A 22,695-nucleotide genomic window follows, 5' to 3' on the forward strand; every position below is an offset into this window, starting at 1 on the left:
CGCGGACTCACCCGGATGCCACCCCAGGCGGCCATCGTCGCCGTGCTGGCCGTGGCCGGCCTCGCCTCGTCGTTCATGTTCACGCTGGTCGTGCCGATCCAGTCGAAGCTGCCCGAGCTCCTGAACGCCAGCCGCGAGGACACCGCGTGGGTGGTGACCTCGACCCTGGTCGCCGCCGCCGTGATCACGCCGATCTCGGGGCGCCTGGGCGACATGTACGGCAAGCGGCGCATCGTGCTGATCCTGCTGGCGCTGCTCGTGGCCGGCTCGGTGATCGCAGCGGTCTCCCCCGGCATCGTCGGGGTGATCGTCGGCCGCACGCTGCAGGGCGCGGTGACCGGGGTGATCCCGCTCGGCATCTCGATCCTCCGCGACGTGCTGCACGAGAATCGCGTCGACTCCGCGATCGCCCTCATCAGCGCCACCCTCGGCGTCGGCGGTGCGCTCGGACTGCCGATCAGCGCGTTCATCACCGAGCGCAGCGACTGGCACGTGGTCTTCTGGGTGGCCGCCGCGCTCGGAGCGGTCGTGTTCGTCCTCGTGCTGTGGATCGTGCCGGTGAGCGTGCTGCGCACGGCCGGCCGGTTCGACTTCGTCGGCACCGCCGGGCTCGCGATCGGCCTGGTCGGCATCCTCCTCGCCGTCTCCCGGGGCAACGAGTGGGGCTGGACCTCGCCCGCCGTGCTGGCTCTGGGCCTCGGCGGGGTCGCGGTGCTGCTGGTGTGGGGCTGGTACGAGCTGCGCATCGACGATCCGCTGCTCGATCTGCGCGTGGCCGCGCGGCGCCCGGTGCTGCTCACCAACATCGCCTCGATCGCGATGGGCTTCTCGCTGTTCGCCTCCAACGTGGCCTACCCGCAGATCCTCGAGCTGCCGGCGGAGGTGGGAGGCTTCGGCCTGTCGCTGCTGGCGGCGAGCCTGGTGGTCATGCCCGCCGGGCTCGTGATGATGGTGCTCTCGCCGTTCTCGGGGCGGCTGGCGCGCACCGTCGGCCCCAAGCTCCTGCTCGTGCTGGGCGCGATCTCGCTGATCGCGGCCTACGCGTTCACGCTGCTGTTCTCGAGCGAGGTGTGGCAGCTCGTGGTCGCCAACATCATCATCGGGGTGGGCATCGGCTTCGGCTACGCCGCGATGCCGATGCTGATCATGAGGTCGGTGCCGCAGTCCGAGACCGGCGCCTCGAACGGGCTGAACGCGCTGTTCCGGTCGCTCGGCACCAGCACGGCGGCGGCGGTGATCGGCGCGATCCTGGCGACCTACTCGATCGACTTCGAGGGGGTCCCGGTTCCCACGCCCCAGGGGTTCCAGCTGTCGTTCGTGCTCGGCGGCGCCGCGGCCGTGATGGCGCTGGCCGTGGCGCTGTTCATCCCCCGTCACCGGGCGCCTCAGGAGCGGCATCCCTCGCTCCCCGAGTGACGACGGTGCGAGGTCTGTCGGCGGCGCGGCTCGGCGACTAGCCTGACGCCATGGACGCGCACGACGGCCGCGAGCCGGACCAGGTGCCCGTCGGACCGCCCGATGGCGCGGTGACGGCGGAGGCGACGACCGCGACCGGGGGCCAGGGAGTGCAGGACACCCGCTTCTTCGGGCAGCCCTGGGCCCTCGCGCACGTGTTCGGCGTGGAGATGTGGGAGCGCTTCAGCTTCTACGGCATGCAGGGCATCCTGCTCATCTACATGTACTTCTCGGTCGCCGAGGGGGGCCTGGGCATCGACCAGGCCGTCGCCACCGGCATCGTGGGCGCCTACGGCGGGTCGGTGTATCTCGCGACCATCCTGGGCGCCTGGCTGGCCGACCGGCTGCTGGGCTCGGAGCGGGTGCTCTTCTACAGCGCCATGGTGATCATGGCCGGGCACATCGCGCTCGCGGTTCTGCCGAACGTGTGGGGTCTGGGCGTCGGTCTGATCCTCGTGGCGCTCGGCTCCGGCGGGCTCAAGGCCAACGCGACGGCCGTCGTCGGCACGCTCTACGCCGCGAAGGATCCCCGGCGCGACGCCGGCTTCTCCCTCTTCTACCTCGGCATCAACCTCGGCGCGTTCCTCGGCCCGCTGATCACGGGACTCCTGCAGAGCAACGTCGGCTTCCACTGGGGGTTCGGGGCCGCCGCGGTGGGCATGGCGATCGGACTCATCCAGTACTCCTTCGGCCGCAAGGATCTGCCGCCCGAATCGCGCGTGGTCGCCAACCCGCTCCCCCGGAGCCGGTACGGCATGATGATCGGCATCGGCGTGGCCGGCATCCTCCTGGTCGTGCTCGGGGTGCTGTTCGGCATCGTCCGCGCCGACAACCTCGCCGGCATCGTGATCCTCGTCACCCTCGTCGCCGCCGTCGCCTACTTCATCGTCATCATCGGCTCGTCGCAGATCACCGCCGTCGACCGTTCGCGTGTGACGGGATTCATTCCGCTGTTCATCGTGAATGTGGGCTTCTGGTCGCTGTACCAGCAGCAGTTCACCGTGCTCACCGTCTACTCCGACGAGCGGCTGAACCGCGACATCCTCGGCTGGACGATGCCGATCTCCTGGATCAACTCCATCAACCCGGTGTTCGTCATCATCCTCTCGGGCGTCTTCGCCGCCATCTGGTCGAAGCTCGGCGACCGCGCCCCGTCGGCGCCGGTCAAGTTCGGCGTCGGCGCGATGATCATGGGCGTCGCGTTCCTGCTGTTCCTCCCCTTCGCGGGGGGCGGCCCGAACTCGACGCCGCTGCTGGCGATCGTCGGCATCCTGCTCGTGTTCACGATCGCCGAGCTGTTCATCTCCCCGCCGGGGCTCTCGGTGACGACCAAACTCGCCCCGGAGCGCTTCCACACGCAGATGGTGGCCCTCTACTTCCTGTCGGTGGCGCTCGGCACTGCGATCGCGGGCTGGCTCGCGCAGTTCTACAACCCCGACGACGAGGTGCCCTACTTCACGATCCTGGGTGTGATCGCGATCCTGCTGGGCGCGGCGCTGGTGGCGGCCGTCAAGCCGGTGCTCGCCCTCATGCGAGGGGTGCGGTAGCCCGCTCGCGTCACACCAGTCGCAGCTCGGCGTCGATCGCGGCGGCGGTCTCGCGCAGCGGCGGCAGGTACCGCTCGCGCACGTGCTCGACCGAGTCGCGCGTCGCGCTCGTCGAGACGTTCACGGCCGCGACCACGGTGCCGCGCCGGTCGTGCACGGGCACCGCGACCGAGCGGAGGCCCGGCTCCAGCTCGCCGTCCACGAGCGCCCATCCCTGTGCGGCGACGCGGTCGAGCTCGGCCCGCAGGGCCGCCGGGTCGGTGATCGTGCGCTCCGTGTGGGCCGGGAGCGGGGATGCCGCCAGCAGCGCGTCGCGCGCGGCATCCGGCATCCCCGCCAGCAGCACGCGCCCCATGCTCGTGGCCGCCGCCGGGAACCGCGTGCCGATCGTGATGCGCACGCTCATGATGCGGCGGGTGGGGACGCGGGCGACGTAGACGATGTCGTCGCCGTCGAGCACGGCCGCCGAGACGGACTCGTCGACAGTGCGGGAGAGGGACTCCAGGTGCGGCTGCACGATCTCGGGCAGCGACAGCGACGACAGGTAGGAGAAGCCCAGCTCCAGCACGCGCGGGGTCAGCGCGAAGGTGCGCCCGTCGGTGCGCACGTATCCGAGCGCGACGAGGGTGTGGAGGAACCGGCGGGCGGCCGCGCGGGTCAGCTCGGTGCGGCGCGCCACGTCGCTCAGCGACAGCTCGGGATGCTCCGCGTCGAACGCACGGACCACCGCGAGTCCGCGGACGAGGGACTGGACGAACTCCTCAGCCATGCGTCACCCGTCCTCCAGCGCCGGACGGATGTCGGTGCGCGAGAAGTCGTCGCCGACGTAGAGCAGCGAGTCGTTCTGCACTCGAGCGAGCGCGTAGCTTGCCGTGTCGCCGAAGTTGAGGCGCGCGGGGTGCCCCGAGCCCTTCCCGTAATCGCGGTACGCCGTCGCCGCGACGTCCGATTGCCGCGCATCGAAGGGGGCGATGTCCAAGGAGAACTGCGCGACCATATCGTCGACGCGACGGACCGCCGAAGCGCCACCCCTCGCGAGTGCAACGATGCGCGCCTCCAGGAGCGTCACGGCCGAGATGGCGCCGCCCTGTTCGAGGAGGAGTTCCGCGAGGTCCGCGGCGGAGTCTTCGTCCTGAAGGATCGCGATGAGCGCGGATGTGTCGACGATCACCTCGGGAGACCGAGTTCGTCGTACAGCCAATCGCCGTGGTTGCTCATCGCTTCCCTCTGCTCAGGAGTCGTCTCTTCGTGGAACTGCGCCACGATCCGACGGATCTCGGCACGGCGTCGCGCCTCCTCCTCGGGGCTGAATCGGCGCTTCGGCGTCTCTTCGCGCAGCTGCTCGAGACGCCGCCGCACGGCATCCTCCACGGCGCTCGTCTGACTCATGCCCGTGATCTCGGCGAGCTCGCGCACGAGGGCGTGCACGCTCTCGTTCTTGATGTTCAGGCTCACGCGGCGATTCTACCCAGGGTAGAAAGCATGGTCTACCCCTCTACCGTTCCAGCACCACGGCGAGACCCTGCCCGACGCCGATGCAGATCGCGGCGACCGCGACGCCGCCGCCGCGACGGGCGAGCTCATGCGCGGCGTGGCCGATGATGCGGCCGCCGGAGGCGCCCAGCGGGTGCCCGATCGCCAGTGCGCCGCCGTGGATGTTCACCTTCTCCGGGTCGAGGTCGGGCCATCCGGCGATGCACGCCAGCGACTGCGAGGCGAACGCCTCGTTCAGCTCGACGAGGTCCACGTCCGCCCACGTGCGTCCGGCGCGCGCGAGCGCCTTGTTCGCCGCTTCGATCGGCGCGATCGGGAACTGATCGGGGTCGGTGCCGTGAGCGCCCCGGCCTGTGATGACCGCCAGCGGTGCGGCATCCACCGCCCCCTCCGCCCCGAGCAGCACGGCCGATGCGCCGTCGTTGATGGGCGAGGAGTTGCCGGCCGTGACCGTGCCCGCGTCGTCGGCCGCGAACAGGGGCTTCAGCTTCGCCAGGGCCCCGACCGACGTGTCGTCGCGGATGCCCTCGTCGCGCGCCAAGTCGACACCGGGAACCCCGACGACCTCGCCGGCGTACACGCCCGCCGCCCACGCCTGCGCGGCGAGCCGGTGCGAGCGCACCGCGAAGGCGTCCTGCGCGTCGCGGTCGATGCCCCACTCGCGCGCGATCTTCTCGGCCGACTCGCCGTTGGAGATCGTCCAGTGGCGCGGCAGCGCGCGGTTGGTCATGCGCCATCCGATCGCGGTGTTCCAGAGGGTCTGGTTGCCGACCGCGGGGTAGGGCCGCGGCGACTTCTCCACCACGTAGGGCGCGCGGCTCATCGACTCGACGCCGCCCGCGAGCACGATCCGCGCATCGCCGGACTCGATCGCGCGCGACCCCTGCACCACCGCCTCGACGCTGGAGGCGCAGAGGCGGTTCACCGTCACGCCGGTCACCGTGGTCGGGAACCCGGCCAGCAATGCGCCGAACCTCGCGACGTTGCGGTTGTCCTCGCCGGCCTGGTTCGCGTCGCCGAAGATCACGTCGTCCACGAGCGCCGGGTCGAGACCGGCGCGCTCGACCGACGCCTTCATCACGAGGGCCGCGAGGTCGTCGGGGCGGATGCCCGCAAGGGCGCCGCCGGCGCGACCGAACGGGGTGCGCACGGCGTCGAAGATGTGGGTGCGGGTCATGTCAGGCATCCTCTCCGGTCGCATCGGCCAGTGTCAGGCCGGTGAGCTCCGCCAGCGACGCCACGGTGTTCTCGCCGAACGCCTCGCGCACGGCGAACCCGTCGGGGGTCACATCGAACACGGCGTGATCGGTGTAGACGCGCGTGACGCAGCCGACCCCGGTGAGCGGGTAGGTGCACGCCGCGACGAGCTTGGACTCCCCGGTCTTCGTGAGCAGGTCGGTCATGACGTACACCGCCTTCGCGCCGATGGCGAGGTCCATCGCGCCGCCGACCGCGGGGATCGCGCCCGGCGCCCCCGTCGACCAGTTCGCGAGGTCGCCGGTCTGCGACACCTGGAAGGCGCCGAGCACGCACACGTCGAGGTGCCCGCCGCGCATCATCGCGAACGAGTCCGCGTGGTGGAAGTACGCGGCCCCGGGCAGCGCGGTGACCGCCTGCTTGCCCGCGTTGATGAGGTCGGGGTCGATGCGGCCGGGCTCCGGAGCCGGCCCCATGCCGAGCAGCCCGTTCTCGGTGTGCAGGATCACCTCGAGGCCCTCGGGCAGGAAGTCCGCCACCAGGGTGGGCGCGCCGATGCCGAGGTTCACGTAGGCGCCCTCGGGGATGTCGGCGGCGATGCGGGCGGCCAGCTGCGCACGCGAGATGCGGGTGGTGGGGTTCGTCGCGGTGCTCACCGGCCGCCCTCCGTCTCGGTGGATGCCGCGCCCGCCGACACCGGCTGCCCTTCGATGTCCACCCCGCCGACGAAGGCGCCCTCGCGCAGCCACGCGCGCTCGCCGACGGCGACCACGCGGTCGACGAAGATGCCCGGGGTGACCACCGACTCCGGATCGAGGGATCCGAGCTCGACGATCTCGTCGACCTGCACGATCGTGCGGCGCGCGGCTGCCGCCATCACGGGGCCGAAGTTGCGGGCCGTCTCGCGATAGACGACGTTGCCCCACCGGTCGGCGGCACGCGCGCTGATGAGGGCCACGTCGGCGCGGATCGGGTACTCGAGCACGTAGTCGCGTCCGTCGATGCGGCGGGCCTCCTTGCCGTCGGCGAGCAGCGTGCCCACGCCCGTCGGCGAGAAGAACGCGCCGATCCCGGCGCCCGCGGCGCGGATGCGCTCGGCGAGGTTGCCCTGCGGCACGATCTCGAGCTCGATCTCCCCCGCGCGGTACAGCCCGTCGAACACCCACGAGTCGTGTTGACGCGGGAACGAGCAGATGATCCGGCGCACGCGCTTCTGCGCCAGCAGGGCGGCGAGGCCCACATCCCCGTTGCCGGCGTTGTTGCTCACGATCGTGAGGTCGGTCGCGCCCTGCGCGATGAGCGCGTCGATGAGCTCGACCGGCTGCCCCGCGCGGCCGAAGCCGCCGATCATCACCGTCGCTCCGTCGGGGATGCCCGCCACAGCAGCCTCGACATCCGGCACCGTCTTGTCGATCATCGCGCCTCCTCTGGTTCGCCGCTCGAGTGTTCGACATGCGAACGCCTGTACGTATTATGAACAGGATACGCCATCGGTCGCGCCGGGGGTCTGCCCGGTCACACTTCGTCGCCGTAGACCTCCGACGCGATGCGGAACGCCGTGTTGGCCGCCGGCACACCGCAGTACAGCCCGGCCTGCAGGATCACCTCCCGCACCTCGTCGACGGTGAGGCCGTTGCGAAGCGCCGCACGCAGGTGCATGGCGAGCTCTTCGTGGTGGCCGAGCGCGATGAGCGCGGTCAGCACCGCGACCGAGCGCGACCGGCGATCGAGGCCCGGACGCGACCAGATGTCGCCCCACGCATACCGGGAGATGAAGTCCTGGAAGTCCGCGGTCAGCTCCGTGGTGTTCGCGATCGCACGGTCCACGTGCTCGTCGCCGAGCACCGCGCGGCGCACCTGCATGCCCTGTTCCCAGCGCTCCGCGTCGGAGAGTCCCTCGTTCGTGGTCATCGCCCCGTCCTTTCGAGAGTGGTCGCGAAGAAGGCGCGCAGCGCGTGCGCCGTCGCGGCCGGGTCTTCCGCCGGCGGCAGGTGGGCGACGCCGGCCACGCACTCGGCCCGACCGTCGCGCACGCCGGACGCGATCTCGACGGCCTTGCCCTCGGGCGCGACAGCGTCGTGCTCACCCCACAGCGCGAGCGTCGGCACCGCGATCTCGCCGAGCCGGTCGCGCACGTCGTACGCCGCGAGCGCCTCGCAGCAGCGGGCGTAGCTCTCGTCGTCGGCATCGCGCAGCGCGTGCAGCAGGCGCCCGGACAGGTCGGGGTGCCGCTCGATCGACCCGGGCGCGAACCAGCGCTGCGCCGAGGGGATCACGAGCGACGCGGTCGAGAGTGCCCGCACGTGCGCGGCCCGCTCGTGCCACGCGGCCGGATCGCCGAGCCTGGCGCCCGAGGCGACGATCGCCGACGCGGCGACGAGATCGGGATGCCGCAGCGAGAGCTCCAGCCCGGTGGCGCCGCCCAGCGAGACGCCGGCGTACAGCACGCGGTGCTCGCCGAGTCCGCGCGCGCGCTCGGCGACGGCATCGGCGAGGTCGGCGACCGAGAAAGCCGCGGCGCCGGCGGGCGAGGCGCCGTGACCGGGAAGATCCCACGCGGTGACGCGGAACTCCGTCGCGAGCGCCGGCGTCGCTGCCTCCCAGAGGATCGTCGAGGTGCCCAGCGACGGCCCCAGCACGAGCAGGGGCGCGCCGGCGGGTCCGACGGGTTCGGTGAAGGCGAGGGTCGGGATGGTCACGCGCGGGTGTCTCCGGTGAGTCGGTCGGTCAGGATGCCGGCAAGGCCCGTGTAGTGCGCGGGGTCGAGGAGCTCGTCGAGGTCGAGACCTGCCAGCGCGCTCTCGGAGGCCAGGAGGCCGCGCAGATCGTCACCGCCGTTCGCCCGGGCGATGATCGCCGCGAGACGGTCGGGGCCGACCAGCGGCGCGGCGACGGCGGAGAGCCGCTCCGCGACGATGAGGCCGCCCGAGGCTGCGGTGTTGCGCGCCATCGCGTCGGCGTCGATCACCAGTCCGTCGACGAGGCGCGCGAGCGTGGCAGCGGTGCCGAGCGCGAGGCGCAGAAGTTCCCGCAGCACCGGCCACTCTGCGTGCCACGCGCCGTCGGGTCTTTCGTCGACGGCGAGGGCCGCCGACGCATGCAGGCTCGCCCCGAGGTGCGGCGCGCGGATCGCCGCCGATCGGATCAGCACCGACGCCGCCGGGTTCTGCTTCTGCGGCATGGCCGACGAGCCGCCGGCGGCGCCCTCGGAGACCTCGGCGATCTCGGTGCGACTGAGCGTCACGACGTCGGCGGCGACGACGCCCGCGGCATCCATCACCTGCACGAGGGCGTCGCCGAGCTCGGTCACCGGCCAGCGGACGGTGTGCCACGGGGCGTCGGGGGCCGCCAGCCCCAGCTCGGCGGCCAGCAGCGTCGGCAGCCGCACCGCGGCATCGCGCGCCGCCTCGTCACCGAGCGCGTGGCCGGCGGCCTCGACCGCCGCCGCGAGGGTGCCGGCCGCCCCGCCGAGCTGGGCGGGGAGAGTGGATGCCGCGGCCTCGAGCCGCACGCCGGCGCGGCGCACGCCGGCGAGCCACGTGGCCGCGCGCAGACCGAACGTCGTCGGCACGGCGTGCTGGCCGAGTGTGCGGGCCGCCGCGACCGTGCCGCGGTGGGTGCGGGCGAGCGCCGTGAGCGCGGCCTCGGCGCGCTCGAGCGCCGCCGAGACGTCGGTGCACGCACGTCGGGCGACGAGCATGAGGGCGGAGTCGAGGATGTCCTGGCTCGTCGCGCCGCGATGCACCCAGGCGCGATGCTCGGGCGCGACGCGCGCGCGCAATGCGGAGACCAGCGGGATGACGGGGTTGCCGCCCGCGACGGCCGCCTCGGCGAGCGCGCCGAGGTCCGCACCGTGCCCGATGCACAGCTGTCCCGGCCCGCTCCAGCCGAGCGCCCCGGAGATCCCGGCCACGGCGTCGGCGGGCGCGGCCGCCACCTCCCCCCACGCCCGGGCGAGGGCGGCCTCGGCGGTCACGAGCGCGTCGAGCACCGCGGCATCCGACACGGCGTCGGCAGAGCCGACCGTCACCGGCGACAGCAGCCCGACGTCGATCGGGGCGGGGTCAGAAGGCAAGGAACACGGTCTCCCTCTCGCCCTGCAGGCGGACGTCGAACCGGAGTCCGCCATCGGGCGTGCGCTCAGCGATGAGAGTAGCGCGCTCCTCGGCGTCGAGCGAGGACAGGAGCGGATCGGCGGCGAGCGCCGCCTCGTCGTCGGGCAGGTAGATGCGGGTGTGCAGCTTGTTCGGCAGTCCGCGCGCGTAGACGATGAGCGCGATGAACGGCGCCTCGGCGGCGACCTGGCCGGGGTTGCGGGTCCAGAAGTAGTAACCGCCTTCGTCGTTCGTGTACGAGCGCCCGAATCCGGTGAACGTGTGGTCGTCACGGCGGAGCGATCCGCGACCGCGCGGCACCGAGCCGTCGGCGTCGCGCTGCCAGATCTCGAGCATCGCGTCGGGAATCGCGTTCCCGTCGCCGTCGGTCACCGTGCCGGTGAGAACGATCGCCCCCGGCGAGTGCGGGAAGGCGACTTCGCGCATCTTGGGGTACTCCACCCCGTACGCGAAGAACGGGCCGACGGTCTGGCCGGCGGTGGGCGCATGGGTCTTCGGGGGCACGTTCGCGGTGGTCATCAGTGCTCTCCCTCGGGCTCGAACCATGTGGCATCCGGCCCGTCGACGACGATGTCGAAGCGGTAGCCCATCGAGAACTCGGGCACCGTCAGGTCGTGGTCGTACACGCCGATCAGGCGGTCGCGGTCCTTCTGACTGCGGATGGTGTTGTAGATCGGGTCGAGCGGGAACAGCGGATCGCCGGGGAAGTACATCTGCGTCACGATGCGCTGCGTGAACGACGAGCCGAAGACGGAGAAGTGGATGTGCGCGGGCCGCCAGGCATTCACGTGGTTCTTCCACGGGTACGCGCCGGGCTTGATCGTGGTGAACCGGTAGAAACCGTCGCCATCGGTGACCGCCCGGCCGGCACCGGTGAAGTTCGGGTCGAGGGGGGCGGGGTGCTGGTCGCGCTGGTGGATGTAGCGCCCGGCGGCGTTGGCCTGCCACAGTTCGATCAGCTGATTGGCCAGCGGGCGCCCCCACGAATCGAGCAGGCGCCCCGACACCGTGATGCGCTCGCCCTGGGGCTCTCCGGTGTGCTGGAGCGTCAGGTCGGATTCGATCGCGGCGACATCGCGCTGACCGAACGCCGGAGACCAGAGCTCGATGGTCTCCGGGTCGACGAGCTTGGGGTTCTTCGTCGGGTGCCGCAGGATGCTCGACCGGTACGGCGGGAAGTCGTAGAGGGTCGCGGGCACCTGCTCGCCGGCGGCGACACGCCGCTCGGCCTCGGCGTGGATCGCGACGATCTCGGCCGTGATCTCGTCCTGCGACACCTGGATCGCGGGTGCCAGCAGCGATTCCGGGGCTGCGGCGGTGGGCGCGTCTGCCATGGGGTCGGTCTCCTTCGACGCGGTCGGGCTCGGGAACGGCGGCGCGCACGGCGCCGCTCCCATGCTCCTCCGGGCGGCCGGGCGCGGCATCCCTCTTCCCGTCCAATGGGAATCGGAGGCGTTGTGTGGCATTCTGCGAGGGTGGCGAACTCCCCCTCCGGCGACTCCGTGACCGACCGGCTCGTGCGCGTTCTCGAGACGTTCACGCCGACCCGCACCGCGCAGACGGCGGCCGAGATCGGCCGGCGCAGCGGCCTCCCGTCGTCGAGCGCGCACCGGATCGTCGGGGAGCTGGTGGATGCCGGCCTCCTCGAGCGCGACGGCGACCGGCGCATCCGCATCGGCATGCGCCTGTGGGAGCTGGCCACGCGTTCGTCGCACGCGCTGCGCCTGCGCCAGGCGGCCATGCCGTTCATGGAGCGCGTGCAGTCGCGCGTGCGGGAGCACACGCAGCTGGCGATCCTCGAGCAGGACGAAGCCCTGTTCCTCGAACGGCTGAGCGGACAGGGGGCGGGCTCGAACGTCACCCGCGTCGCCGGGCGCCTGCCCCTTCACGCGTCGTCGTCGGGGCTGGTGCTTCTGGCCTTCGCCGACGCGGAGCTGCAGGAGCGGGTGCTCGGTGCGCCGCTGCGCGCCCTCACCCGCTCGACGCCCACCGACCCGGCCGCGGTGCGCCGCAAGCTCGCCGAGGTGCGCACGCTCGGCCACGCGATCGCCCCCGGCTACATCGAGGAGGTCTCCACGGGGCTCGCCGTTCCCGTGCACGACGAGACCGGGGCGCCCGTCGCCGCGCTCTCGGTGGTGCTCCCTCGCGACGCGCAGACCGCCTACGCGCTCGAGGAGCTCTACCGCGCCGCCCGCGACATCGAGCGAGCCATGGGGTATCGACGCTGACGCGGCCGCCCGGCTGCGACGTCAGAAGGGCGGCAGGTCGTCATCGCCCCTGTCGGCGGCCGGCACGGGCGGGCTCGGTCGGAAGACGGGGATCCGCCGTTCGGGGTTCACGACGTATCGTCGCCCCGTGGGCGAGGTCCATCGCACGGCGCCGCCGCTCGCGGGGAGCTGTTCGACCCTCCAGGTCGTGTTGTCCTTCACGAGATGATGGCCTTTGCAGAACGGCGCATTGTTCTCGAGCGAGGTTTCGCCACCGTCGGCCCAGCGGATCTGATGATCGATCTCGCATCGTGATGCCGGCATCCCGCACCCGGGACCCATGCATCGGTCGGCCCGCCACCTCACGAGCCTCTGCAACGCCGCCGGCGGCCGGTAGGAGTCTCGCCCGACCGACAGCACCGCGCCGGTCTCGGGGTGGGTGAGCACCCGCATCCAGCGGGTGTCGCCGCCGCACAGCTCACGAGCACGGGAGATCGGAATCGGCCCGACGCCCTCGACCGTGGCCGGGTCGCTCGCACGGGCCGCGTCGTCGTCGAGCAGTGCGAGCGCGGGAACCGTCACGACCACCGTGGCACGGATCCCCCGCGCCGTCGCGGGCGTCGCGTCGGTCGTTCCATCGATGAGCAGGTCGCAGAGCACATCGGCACGCACCTTGTCGAGCGTGCGCTGCTCGCCATCGCGCCCCGTGATGGTCTTCGCCATCGCGGTCGCGCGGCCGTGGATCGCCCGCAGCTCCACCTCGGGGGCGTGCAGGTGCAGTACGCCCATGCCGGCGCCGGTCGATTCGACCACGACCCGCCGTTCCTGCACCGCCTGGCGGTACTGCTCCTCGAGGGTAGCGGCGAGCGCGGCGTCGACCATCGCCCGCACGGCGCGACGGAACGTGCCGACCGCCTCGGCCTCGGCGACGGCGACCGCGCGCTCCACGATGTCGCCGCGCAGCGCGGCCGGCAGCCGGTCGATCTCGTCGACGAGGACTTCGGCGTGCTTCAGCGTGATCCGTCCGCCGCCCAGCGACGAGAGCGCCTGCGGGTACCGGCACACCAGCGCCTCGGCGTGCGTGATCATGCGGCCCGCGGCGTGCTCGGTGATCCGCATGGCCGCGGCGAGCTCCAGCCGGATCGACCGTTCGGTGAGATCCGACATCGCTCCGTACCGCACCCCGTGGGCCCCGAACCCGCTGTCGTCGGCCGCGGCGAGCGCCTCCCGCCGCATCCCGTGGATGCGCTCCAGTCGCTGCGCCGCGAACACGGCCTCCATCGTCGCCACCTCGGTCACCAGATCCACAGCATCCGGCACGACGACCGCGGAGAACTCCGCGTCGCTCATCCACACCGACTCATCGAGCTCGTCGGGGCCGTCCGCCGTCTCGAGATCGGCGGCCGGAGCGAGGGTCGAGGTCATGCATCCAGAATAGAACAGATGTTCGAATGTGTCCAGAGTGTGATCGAGAGAGGATCGCGTCCGACGAAGGAGTCGGCGACCGTCGCCAGGTCCACGCGGCAACCCGTTCAATGAGAGTGCGGCCTGGATGTCGAACCTCCGCGCGCACCATGAATCGCAGGCACCATGTCGAAGGAGACACCCCATGACCGAGACCATCCGCACCCGCGTCGCGATCGTCGGCGCCGGACCGGCGGGGCTCGTGCTCTCGCACCTGCTCGCCGCGTCGGGCATCGAGTCGATCGTCGTCGATCAGCGCTCGCGCGAGGAGATCGAGACGACGATCCGCGCCGGCATCCTCGAGCAGGGGACGGTCGAGCTGCTCGCCGCGATCGACGGATCGCGCGTGCACACGGTCGGCTCCCGCCACGACGGCATCGAGCTGCGTTTCGACGGCGCCGGGCACCGCATCGACTTCGCCGACCTCGTCGGCCGCGCCGTGTGGCTCTACCCGCAGCACGAAGCGCTGAAGGACCTCATCGCCGCGCGGCTCGCGGCCGGACAGGACCTGCGCTTCGGCGTCACCGTGGCGTCGGTCGAGGGCGCCGACACGTCGTCGCCGCGCGTGCGCGCGACCGATCCGACGGGCGCCCCGCTCGAGATCGAGGCCGACTTCGTGGTCGGCGCCGACGGCTCGCGCTCGAGCGTGCGGGCTGCGGTCACCGGCGCGCACGGCGGCTACTTCCGCGAGTACCCGTTCGCGTGGTTCGGCATCCTGTGCGAGGCGCCGCCGAGCGCCGAGGAGCTCATCTACTCGAACTCACCCGACGGCTTCGCCCTCATCAGCCAGCGCTCCCCCACCGTGCAGCGCATGTACTTCCAGTGCGACCCGGAGGCCGACCCGCACGCGCTCAGCGAAGCCGAGATCTGGGACACGCTGCAGAAGCGGGTGCCCGGCACGACCCTCGCCGAGGGCCCGATCTTCCAGCGTGACGTGCTGCGGTTCCGCTCCTTCGTCGCGCGCGACCTGCGCCGGGGACGCGTGGCGATCGTCGGAGACGCCGCCCACACCGTGCCGCCGACGGGGGCGAAGGGCATGAACCTCGCGGTCGCCGACGTGATCCTGCTGGCGCGGGCGCTGGAGGCGCTGCTGCTGCGCGGCGACGAGGCCGGCATCGACGGATGGGCGGATGCCGCGCGCCAGCGCATCTGGAAGGCGCAGCACTTCTCGTGGTGGATGACCTCGATGCTGCACGTGACACCGGACGCCACCGACTTCGACCGGCTGCGCCAGCTCGGCGAGCTGCGCACGGTCGTGGATTCGGACGCCGGCCGCGCCTACCTCGCCGAGGCGTACACGGGGTGGCCGCTGGACTGACCACCCCGCGCACGGCCGTCACTCGTAGCGCAGCGATTCCACCGGGTCGGCCTTCGCCGCCCGCCAGGCCGGGATCGTGCCGGCGAGGAACGCGATCACCATCACGATGAGGATGATCGTCGCGATCGACACCGGGTCGAACGCGATGAGCGTCAGCCCCGCGAGATCCGCGAGCAGTCCCTGGGCGAGCGCTCCGCTGAGCGCGGTGCCCGCGACCATCGCGATGCCCACCCCGATCGCGCTGCCGAGGAACCCGAGGAAGACCGCTTCGAGGCTGAACAGTGAGAACACGCGCCCCGACCCCATGCCCATGGCCTTCATGAGTCCGATCTCGCGAGTGCGCTCCTGCACCGACATCAGCAACGTGTTCACGATGCCGAAGCTCGCGGCGAGCAGCGCGATGACCGCGAACGCATTGAGGACGAGCACGATGCCGTCGATCACGGTCGTGACCGCGCCGAGCTGGTCGGCCACGGTGGTGCCGGTGAAGCCCTCGTCGGCCAGGTCGTCCTTCAGCGCCTGGATCTCGTCCTCGGTCGCCGCCGCGTCGAACCACACGGTGGCCGACGCGTATCGATCGGCCTGCTCGGCCGGGATGCCGGCCGACTGCGTCTCGAACAGCGTGTCGGTGAGCGCATCGTTGAGCAGGATGCTCGACCCGAGCGGCGAGGCGAGCGTCTCCTCGGTGACCCCGGTGACGGTCGCCTCGATGATGTGCTGCTCACGCAGCGCATCGGTGATCGCGATCGAGATCGTCTCGCCGACGGCATCCGTGTCGGAATCGAACCCGAGCGCCTCCACGTACTCCTGCGGGATCGCCACCTCGAAGGCGTCGGCGTCGGCATCGGGCTCCGCGCCCGCGGTGAGCAGGGTCGTCTGCCCGGGCACGAGGCTGCCGACCTGGGCCGTGTACTTCGTGCCGGCGTCGTGGACGATGTAGTCGGGGCTGATGGCGCGGGCCGCCTGCACCTCGAACACGCCGTCGATCCCCTCGATCGCCTCGATGTCGTCGGGGGTCATGGCGATCACGGATCGGCCGGGGATGCCGGTGTCGACGGCATCCGGGTCGTACTCGAGCGGGCCGGTCTCGCCGGGGATGGCGCCGCCCTCGCTCTGCACCTTGGCGACCGACATCGCATCGGATGCGCCGACGCCGCTGAGGGTGTCGTCGATGTACGCGTTGATGCCGGTGCCGAGGCCGCTGGTGAGCGTGAGGGTGAACGCGCCGACGAAGATCGCGAGGATCGTGAGGGTCGATCGGGTCTTGGAGCGGAACGTGTTGGCGCCCGCCGTGGTGATCAGGTCTGCGGTCTTCATGCCGCCACCTCCTCGATCGAGTCGGACTCGATGCGGCCGTCGCGGATGTGGATGCGCCGGTCGCAGCGGGCGGCGAGCTCCTCGTCGTGGGTGACGACGATCAGCGTGATGCCGTGCTCGCGATTGAGGGTGAACAGGATGTCCTCGACGACCGCACCGGTGTGCGAATCGAGGTTGCCGGTCGGCTCGTCGGCGAAGATGATGCGCGGGCTGTTGACGAGCGCGCGGGCGATGACCGTGCGCTGCTTCTGCCCGCCGGAGAGGTTCACCGCCTTGTTCCTGGCTTTGTCGGCGAGTTCGAGCTGCTCGAGGGCGGCCAGGCCGCGACGCTTGCGCTCGGCGCGGCCGACGCCGGCGATCTTCAGGGGGAGGATCACGTTCTCGAGCACGGTGTTGGAGCCGGTGAGGAAGAACTGCTGGAACACGAACCCGAACGTCTTGTTGCGGGTGCGGTTGAGCTTCTTTCCGCGCAGCGCCGCGGTGTCGGCGCCGTCGAGCGTCAGGGCCCCGGAGTCGGGGGCGTCGAGCAGGGCGAGCACGTGCATGAGGGTGGACTTGCCGGAGCCCGACTTGCCGATGATCGCGAGGCTCTCGCCCTCTCGGATGTCGAGGCTGATGCCCTTGAGCGCCTCGAACCGGTTCTGGCCCCGGCCGTAGGACTTGCGCACGTCACGCACCGAGATGATCGGCGGCGCGACGGGCGTCGTTCGGGTGTGGATGCTGGATGTGTTCACCCTTCCAGCCTCGCGAGCGCTGCCCGTTCGCGAATCCTCCGGGCGCGGCATCCTCATACCGCAGCCGCGGTATTCGGATCAGCCGCCCGGGGTCAGCAGGCCGGTCTCGTACGCGACGATCACCAGCTGCGCGCGGTCGTGGGCGTGCAGCTTCGTCATGATGCGGTTCACGTGCGTCTTGGCGGTGTGCGGGGAGATGAACAGCTCATCGGCGATCTCCTGGTTCGAGCGGCCCCGCCCGACGAGCATGAGCACCTCCTGCTCGCGCTCCGTCAGCGGCGCGAGGCGGCTGCGATCGACGGTCGCCGGTGCGGGGTGCAGGTGCTTGGCGATGAGCGCGCGCGTCGCGGTCGCCGACAGCAGCGAGTCGCCGGCGTGCACCGCTTCGACCGCGCGCACGATGTCGTCGGGCTCGGCCCCCTTGCCGATGAATCCGCTCGCGCCGGCGCGCATGGCGGAGACGACGTACTCGTCCTCCTCGAAGGTGGTGAGGATCAGCACGCGTGTCTCAGCAAGCGCGGGGTCGTCGCAGATGCGCTCGGTAGCCTGGATGCCGTCGAGGTGCGGCATCCGGATGTCCATGAGCACCACATCCGGCCGCAGAGCCCGCGCCTGCGCCACGGCCTCGACGCCGTCGACGGCCTCGCCCACCACGGACACCCCGTCTGCCCCGGAGAGGATGTCGGTCACGGCCTGGCGGATCAGCGCCTGGTCGTCGACCACGAGCACCCCGATCACGCGGAATCCCCCGTCGGCAGGGGAAGTCGGGCGGTGACGCGCCAGCCGCCGGGCGCCGACCCGGTCTCGACGACCCCGCGCACCGTCGCCACGCGCTCCCGCACGCCGACCAGTCCCCGCCGCGAGCCGGGTGATGTGGATGCCGCGCCCGCCGCCGTCGGATTCGTGACGACGACCGTGAGCGCGTCGTCCTGCACCGTGAGCAGCACGTGGGCGCGGTGCTCGTCGCCGTGCTTGTGGGCGTTCGTAAGAGCCTCCTGGATCACCCGGTACGCCACGAGCGACACCGCGCTGGGCGCACGGGAGAGATCACCCTCGACGCGCACCGACACGTCGAGCCCGGCATCCGCGAACTGCCTCGTCAGCTCGTCGAGTCGTGCGAGGTTCGGTCCGGGCGCGGTCGCCGGGTCGTCGTCGGCGGCCCGCAGGACGTCGAGGAGCCCGCCGATCTCGCCGAGCACCGTGCGGGAGGCCGAGCGGATCGTCGCGAGCGCCTCCTTCGCCTTCTCGGGGCGCTCGTCGACCGCCGCCGAGGCGACCCCCGCATTGAGGCTGATCACCGAGATCTGGTGGGCGACCGCGTCGTGGAGGTCGCGCGCGATGCGCAGGCGCTCCTCCGACACGCGACGCCGCGCTTCGGCCTCGCGTGTGCGCTCGGCCCGCTCGGCGCGATCGGTGATGGCCTCGATGTACTCGCGGCGTGAGCGCGTGGCGTCACCGAGGGCCGAGCCGATCGCGGTCGTGAGCGCGAACTGCACCAGGCGCGGGTCGGGGCCGTCGCCGACCCAGGCGATCAGGCCGAACCCGGTGACGACGGCGAGGGTGATGCCGGTGGCGACGAGACCTTCGCGGCGCGGCATCCGATTCGTCACCTGGAACATCGCGACGGCGACGGCGAGCGAGAGGGCCTGGGGCAGACCGCCGACGACGGCGGCGAGCGCGAAGATGCCGAGCTCGACGCCGAGGATGGGCAGCGGCCACCGGCGCCGGAAGGGGAGCGCGACCGCGGCCAGGATCACGAGACCGATCGTCGCCGGTGAGGGCCACTCGATGCTGCGGCCGGGCTCGGTCACGAGAGTGAGCGGCACCATGATGACGACGATCAGCGCGTCGACCGCCCAGGCCGGCACGCGCGGCTGCGGGTCCTTCGGCATCGCGGGCACGGTGGCGGTCATGCCCCTAGTGTGGCCCGGCTGCGAGGTGGGGGAATCCCCCCGGTGCGGTATTCCGCGGCGGGGCCCTGTTCGGTCCTGGTCGACCAACGGCGGCCGTCGCCGGGCGCGAGAACTTGGCATACTCCTCTCGTCGGCATCATCAGGACGAAGCGGAGCCCCATGGACATCGAGCTCGTCGATCCGAGCCTGCGCGAGGCGACGCGGCGCGCGCCCCGGGTCGATTTCGAGAACCGGTTCGTCCGCTGGAGCGTCGCCGCGCTCACCCGCATCGCCCCCGGCCGGAAGGTCGACGGGGTGGAACGCCGCCGGGCCCGCGCGGGCCGGGTCGGCGTGCGCGTCTACACGCCCGAGACCGTCTCGGGCGACGGGCTGCTCTGGATCCACGGCGGCGGCCTCATCATCGGATCGGCCGCGCTCGACGATGTGATGTGCGCGAAGACCGCGCGCGACACCGGCGCCGTCGTGGTGTCGGTCGACTACCGCCTGGCGCCGCGGCATCGGTTTCCCGCGGCGATCGACGACTGCGCGGACGCGTTCGCCTGGCTGATCGAGAACGCACTCGCGCTCGGGATCAACCCCTCACGGGTCGCGGTCGGCGGGCAGAGCGCGGGCGGAGGTCTCGCCGCAGCCCTCGCGCAGAGGCTGCACGACGAAGGCGTCGCGGTCGCGGCGCAATGGCTCTTCTGTCCCATGCTCGATGACCGCACTGCGACCGACCGCACGCACGACGCGACCGCGCACCTGGTGTGGAGCAACCGGTCCAACCTCGTCGGGTGGTCCTCCTATCTGGGCGATCGGGTCGGCGCTCCCGACCTCCCGCCGTACGCCGCAGCCGCGCGCCGTGAGGACCTGTCGGGGCTGCCCCCGACGTGGATCTACTCGTCGGACATCGAGCTCTTCCACGAGGAGGACCGGGACTACGCCGAACGGCTGCGGTCTGCGGGCGTTGCGGTGACCATGACCACTGTCTCCGGCGCCCCGCACGGTTTCGAGGCATGGGCGCCCGGGAACGCGATGGCGCGAGACCTGCTCGCGGAGGCGCTTGCGTGGCTCCGCGGTGCGCTCGAGGGCGCGGAGCCCGCCAAGGCATAGGTGAGCGTCTCGATGATCAGGAGAGTCATGCGGCGGAGGCGATCGACGACCTGGCCGACGAGCGGCACGAAGATGGTGATTGTCTATCGTCCGCATTGACACCACCGATACCCCTGCCCCACACGACGTTTCGCCGGATACGCCGTGGGACGATGGACTTTGAAACGATCCACAAACGGGCGCCTCGCCCGGACATGACCCGATAGGCAGGCTACGATGGCCCTCGCCCCGACCGCTCCCACACTGCGCACCGAGCACGACGATCATTCACCGCGGATCGGAAGCGGAAGCGCGCGCCCTCGCCTCTCCTGGACGATCGAGACGGCACCGCCCGCCTATGCTCAGGCCGCGTACGAGCTGCGCTGGACGACGACAGATCCGAGTGGCACCGTCATCGAGCGGTCCGACGCGACGGTGGAGTCCACCGATCAGATCCTCGTCCCGTGGCCCGGCCGTCCGCTCGGGCCCCGCCAGTGCGCCGAGGTGAGCGTCCGCACCAAGGACGGCTCCAGCGGGGAATGGGGTCGTTGGAGCGCACCGGTCTCGGTCGAGCGCGGCCTGGCCGCCGAAGACTGGCGCGCACAGCTCATCGGTCCCGGCTACCCCGAAGGCCCCGAAACCGATCGTCGCGCACCTCTCGTGCGATACGGCTTCGTCGTGACCGGAGACGTGCGCGCGGCCCGCCTGCATGTGACCGCCCACGGCCTCGTCGAGACCGAGCTCAATGGCATCCGGGTCGGCCGCGACGAACTCCTCCCCGGCTGGACCCCTTACGGGGAGCTGCTGCGCGTGTTCACTTACGACGTCACGGACCTCATCCGCGCCGGCGAGAACGCCATCGGAGCGTGGCTGGCCGACGGATGGTTCCGCGGCCGCTTCGGATTCGAAGGCGGCACCACCGACATCTATGGATCGCACGTCGGCGTGCTCGCCCAGCTCGAGATCGTGCTCGCCGACGGTACGACTCAGACCGTCGCCAGCGATGATTCGTGGCGCAGCGCTCCCGGCCCGCTCACCCGCGCGAGTCTGTACGACGGCGAGCGGATCGACCTGAACCTCGTGCCGGCCGGCTGGTCCGAGCCAGGATTCGATGACGCGGAGTGGGCACCGGTCGTCGTCCACCCGCTCGACCTCGCGACGCTGGCGGCACACGATGGTCCCGCTGTGCGGGTGATCGAGGAGATCGCCCCGATCAGCATCACGGCGGTCGACGACGGGTGGCTGATCGACTACGGGCAGAACCACTCCGGGCGTCCGCGAGTGCGCGTGCCAGCTGCGCCGGCCGGCACGCACATCACGATCCGGCATGCCGAGGTGCTGCAAGACGGCCGACTGTGCACGCGCCCCCTGCGTGCGGCAGCCGCGACCGACGAGATCATCACGGCCGGGGAGCCGGTCGAGTGGGAGCCTCGCTTCACGATCCACGGATACCGCTACGCCTTCGTGACCGGATGGCCCGGAGACCGCGCGCCGTCCACCGAGGAGATCGTGTCGCGGGTGATGCACTCCGACATGCCGCGCACCGGCTGGTTCCGGTCCGATCGCGACGACCTCAACCGGCTGCACGAGAACGTCGTGTGGGGCCTGCGCTCGAACTTCGTCGACATCCCGACCGACTGCCCCCAGCGCGACGAGCGGCTCGGCTGGACCGGTGACATCCAGATCTTCACGCCGACGGCATCGTTCCTCTACGACGTCCACGACGTGCTCGGCGGCTGGCTCCGGGCGCTCGTGATCGAGCAGGACCGCTTCGACGGCAACGTTCCGGTCTACGTGCCGTTCATCCCCGGCGGCCCGTGGTGGAACCCGCGCGAGGCCGTCGCCGGGTGGGGCGACGCTGCCGTGCTCGTCCCGGAAGCGCTGCACGACGCGTTCGCCGATCGGGCGCTCGTCGAGCGGCAGTTCGCCTCCGCCCGCACGTGGGTGGAGAAGGTCTGCGCACTCGCCGGCCCGGGACGGCTGTGGGATCAGCAGCGCCAGCTGGGCGACTGGCTCGACCCGACCGCACCGCCGGATCGCCCGTTCGAGGCGAAGACCGACCCGCACCTCGTGTCGACCGCGTACTTCGCGCGGTCGACGGCTGGGCTCGCCCGTCTTGCCGGGCTGCTCGGCAAGAGCGACGATGCGGTGCACTACGGAGCGCTCGCGACCGAGATCCGCGGCGCGTTCGCGAACGCCTACCTCGAGTCCGGCGTGGCGAGCCACGACACCGTGACCGCGCATTCGCTCGCGATCGTCTTCGGCCTGCACCCCGACGATGAGTCGCGTCAGCGCGCCGGGGATCGGCTCGCCGTGCTCGTCCGCGCGCACGGTCACCGCGTCGCGACCGGCTTTCTCGGCACGCCCGTCGTCGCCGAGGCACTCACCGCGACCGGGCATACCGATACCGCCTACGCGCTCGTGCTCAACCACGACGCGCCCTCGTGGATGGCGACGGTCGACCTCGGCGCGACCACGGTCTGGGAGCGCTGGGACTCACTGCTGCCCGATGGCACGGTGAACCCCGGCGATATGACGTCCTTCAACCACTATGCCCTGGGCTCGGTGGCCCATTGGATCCACGGGACGATCGGCGGACTCAGCACGGTCGAGCCGGGCTGGCGACGCATCCGCATCGCCCCGCGGCCCGGTCCGGGTGTCACCTCGGCAATGGCCTCCCACATGTCCCCTTACGGCATGGCGAGCGTCGACTGGGCAGTCCATGACGGAGATCTCCGGGTCTCGTTCACCATTCCTGTCGGGGCGACCGCCGTCGTCGACCTGCCCGGCACCGATCCGTACACGGTCGGGCACGGCATCCACACCGCAGTTTCACGCCTCTGACACCGCGTCGCCGGCAGGC

22 protein-coding genes are annotated in these 22,695 nt (G+C 71.5%); 6 read left to right on the top strand and 16 right to left on the bottom strand.

Annotation, left to right across the window (positions count from 1 at the left end):
* Positions 1 to 15 precede the first annotated feature (15 nt).
* Both HQM25_RS16340 and HQM25_RS16345 read left to right on the top strand, forming a co-directional pair.
* Positions 16 to 1,416, top strand: a complete 1,401-nt coding sequence (locus HQM25_RS16340; RefSeq protein ID WP_172991720.1) for an MFS transporter — start codon at positions 16 to 18, stop codon at positions 1,414 to 1,416.
* Positions 1,417 to 1,466: 50 nt separating this feature from the next.
* Positions 1,467 to 3,002, top strand: a complete 1,536-nt coding sequence (locus tag HQM25_RS16345) for a peptide MFS transporter (protein WP_172991197.1) — start codon at positions 1,467 to 1,469, stop codon at positions 3,000 to 3,002.
* A gap of 10 nt (positions 3,003 to 3,012) precedes the next feature.
* On the opposite strand, the gene HQM25_RS16350 is transcribed toward HQM25_RS16345, so the two are convergent.
* The 11 genes from HQM25_RS16350 to pcaH all read right to left on the bottom strand — a co-directional run bounded on the left by HQM25_RS16350 (position 3,013) and on the right by pcaH (position 11,142).
* Complete coding sequence (locus HQM25_RS16350; RefSeq protein ID WP_172991198.1) at positions 3,013 to 3,771, bottom strand: IclR family transcriptional regulator domain-containing protein; 759 nt, start codon at positions 3,769 to 3,771, stop codon at positions 3,013 to 3,015.
* A gap of 3 nt (positions 3,772 to 3,774) precedes the next feature.
* Positions 3,775 to 4,173, bottom strand: a complete 399-nt coding sequence (locus tag HQM25_RS16355; RefSeq protein ID WP_172991199.1) for a type II toxin-antitoxin system VapC family toxin — start codon at positions 4,171 to 4,173, stop codon at positions 3,775 to 3,777.
* Complete coding sequence (locus HQM25_RS16360) at positions 4,170 to 4,457, bottom strand: type II toxin-antitoxin system VapB family antitoxin (RefSeq protein ID WP_172991200.1); 288 nt, start codon at positions 4,455 to 4,457, stop codon at positions 4,170 to 4,172. Before HQM25_RS16360 ends, HQM25_RS16355 begins: the two co-directional genes overlap by 4 nt.
* 40 nt (positions 4,458 to 4,497) lie before the next feature.
* Positions 4,498 to 5,673 (bottom strand): thiolase family protein, encoded by a 1,176-nt coding sequence (locus tag HQM25_RS16365; protein WP_172991201.1) that lies wholly within the window; start codon positions 5,671 to 5,673, stop codon positions 4,498 to 4,500.
* Position 5,674: 1 nt separating this feature from the next.
* Positions 5,675 to 6,349 carry a 3-oxoacid CoA-transferase subunit B gene (locus tag HQM25_RS16370; protein WP_172991202.1) on the bottom strand — a complete coding sequence of 225 codons (675 nt, stop codon included), beginning with the start codon at positions 6,347 to 6,349 and terminating at the stop codon, positions 5,675 to 5,677.
* A complete protein-coding gene (locus tag HQM25_RS16375) occupies positions 6,346 to 7,110 on the bottom strand; it encodes a 3-oxoacid CoA-transferase subunit A (RefSeq protein ID WP_172991203.1) in 765 nt (254 codons plus the stop codon). The genes HQM25_RS16370 and HQM25_RS16375 overlap by 4 nt, the downstream gene beginning before the upstream one ends.
* Before the next feature lie 98 nt (positions 7,111 to 7,208).
* Positions 7,209 to 7,604 carry a 4-carboxymuconolactone decarboxylase gene (gene pcaC, locus HQM25_RS16380; RefSeq protein WP_172991204.1) on the bottom strand — a complete coding sequence of 132 codons (396 nt, stop codon included), beginning with the start codon at positions 7,602 to 7,604 and terminating at the stop codon, positions 7,209 to 7,211.
* Positions 7,601 to 8,392 carry an alpha/beta fold hydrolase gene (locus tag HQM25_RS16385; protein ID WP_172991205.1) on the bottom strand — a complete coding sequence of 264 codons (792 nt, stop codon included), beginning with the start codon at positions 8,390 to 8,392 and terminating at the stop codon, positions 7,601 to 7,603. The genes pcaC and HQM25_RS16385 overlap by 4 nt, the downstream gene beginning before the upstream one ends.
* Positions 8,389 to 9,768: a lyase family protein gene (locus tag HQM25_RS16390; RefSeq protein ID WP_254359416.1), complete on the bottom strand. Its 1,380-nt coding sequence runs from the start codon at positions 9,766 to 9,768 to the stop codon at positions 8,389 to 8,391. The genes HQM25_RS16385 and HQM25_RS16390 overlap by 4 nt, the downstream gene beginning before the upstream one ends.
* Complete coding sequence (pcaG, locus tag HQM25_RS16395) at positions 9,758 to 10,327, bottom strand: protocatechuate 3,4-dioxygenase subunit alpha (RefSeq protein ID WP_172991207.1); 570 nt, start codon at positions 10,325 to 10,327, stop codon at positions 9,758 to 9,760. Before pcaG ends, HQM25_RS16390 begins: the two co-directional genes overlap by 11 nt.
* Positions 10,327 to 11,142 (bottom strand): protocatechuate 3,4-dioxygenase subunit beta, encoded by an 816-nt coding sequence (gene pcaH / locus HQM25_RS16400; RefSeq protein ID WP_172991208.1) that lies wholly within the window; start codon positions 11,140 to 11,142, stop codon positions 10,327 to 10,329. Before pcaH ends, pcaG begins: the two co-directional genes overlap by 1 nt.
* A 141-nt stretch (positions 11,143 to 11,283) precedes the next feature.
* Between pcaH and HQM25_RS16405 the strand changes: the two genes are divergently transcribed.
* Positions 11,284 to 12,036 carry an IclR family transcriptional regulator gene (locus tag HQM25_RS16405; protein WP_172991209.1) on the top strand — a complete coding sequence of 251 codons (753 nt, stop codon included), beginning with the start codon at positions 11,284 to 11,286 and terminating at the stop codon, positions 12,034 to 12,036.
* A gap of 21 nt (positions 12,037 to 12,057) precedes the next feature.
* On the opposite strand, the gene HQM25_RS16410 is transcribed toward HQM25_RS16405, so the two are convergent.
* Positions 12,058 to 13,440 (bottom strand): HNH endonuclease signature motif containing protein, encoded by a 1,383-nt coding sequence (locus HQM25_RS16410; RefSeq protein WP_254359417.1) that lies wholly within the window; start codon positions 13,438 to 13,440, stop codon positions 12,058 to 12,060.
* 184 nt (positions 13,441 to 13,624) lie between these two features.
* Between HQM25_RS16410 and HQM25_RS16415 the strand changes: the two genes are divergently transcribed.
* On the top strand, positions 13,625 to 14,797 hold the full coding sequence (locus HQM25_RS16415; RefSeq protein WP_172991210.1) for a 4-hydroxybenzoate 3-monooxygenase: 1,173 nt from the start codon (positions 13,625 to 13,627) through the stop codon (positions 14,795 to 14,797).
* A gap of 18 nt (positions 14,798 to 14,815) precedes the next feature.
* On the opposite strand, the gene HQM25_RS16420 is transcribed toward HQM25_RS16415, so the two are convergent.
* From HQM25_RS16420 to HQM25_RS16435, 4 genes are all read right to left on the bottom strand, one after another.
* Positions 14,816 to 16,114, bottom strand: coding sequence for an ABC transporter permease (locus HQM25_RS16420; RefSeq protein ID WP_172991211.1), 1,299 nt, complete (start codon positions 16,112 to 16,114; stop codon positions 14,816 to 14,818).
* Positions 16,111 to 16,800: an ABC transporter ATP-binding protein gene (locus HQM25_RS16425; protein ID WP_254359711.1), complete on the bottom strand. Its 690-nt coding sequence runs from the start codon at positions 16,798 to 16,800 to the stop codon at positions 16,111 to 16,113. The genes HQM25_RS16420 and HQM25_RS16425 overlap by 4 nt, the downstream gene beginning before the upstream one ends.
* Positions 16,801 to 16,926: 126 nt before the next feature.
* Complete coding sequence (locus HQM25_RS16430; RefSeq protein WP_172991213.1) at positions 16,927 to 17,586, bottom strand: response regulator; 660 nt, start codon at positions 17,584 to 17,586, stop codon at positions 16,927 to 16,929.
* Positions 17,583 to 18,761 (bottom strand): sensor histidine kinase, encoded by a 1,179-nt coding sequence (locus HQM25_RS16435; protein WP_172991214.1) that lies wholly within the window; start codon positions 18,759 to 18,761, stop codon positions 17,583 to 17,585. Before HQM25_RS16435 ends, HQM25_RS16430 begins: the two co-directional genes overlap by 4 nt.
* Before the next feature lie 159 nt (positions 18,762 to 18,920).
* On the opposite strand from HQM25_RS16435, the gene HQM25_RS16440 reads away from it, so the two are divergent.
* Positions 18,921 to 19,853, top strand: coding sequence for an alpha/beta hydrolase (locus HQM25_RS16440; RefSeq protein ID WP_172991215.1), 933 nt, complete (start codon positions 18,921 to 18,923; stop codon positions 19,851 to 19,853).
* A 216-nt stretch (positions 19,854 to 20,069) separates the two neighbouring features.
* Entirely contained in the window at positions 20,070 to 22,676 is a 2,607-nt protein-coding gene (locus HQM25_RS16445) for a glycoside hydrolase family 78 protein (RefSeq protein WP_172991216.1), read from the top strand.
* Positions 22,677 to 22,695: the final 19 nt, after the last annotated feature.

The organism is Microbacterium hominis (assembly GCF_013282805.1).
Classification (GTDB): Bacteria; Actinomycetota; Actinomycetes; order Actinomycetales; family Microbacteriaceae; genus Microbacterium; species Microbacterium hominis_B.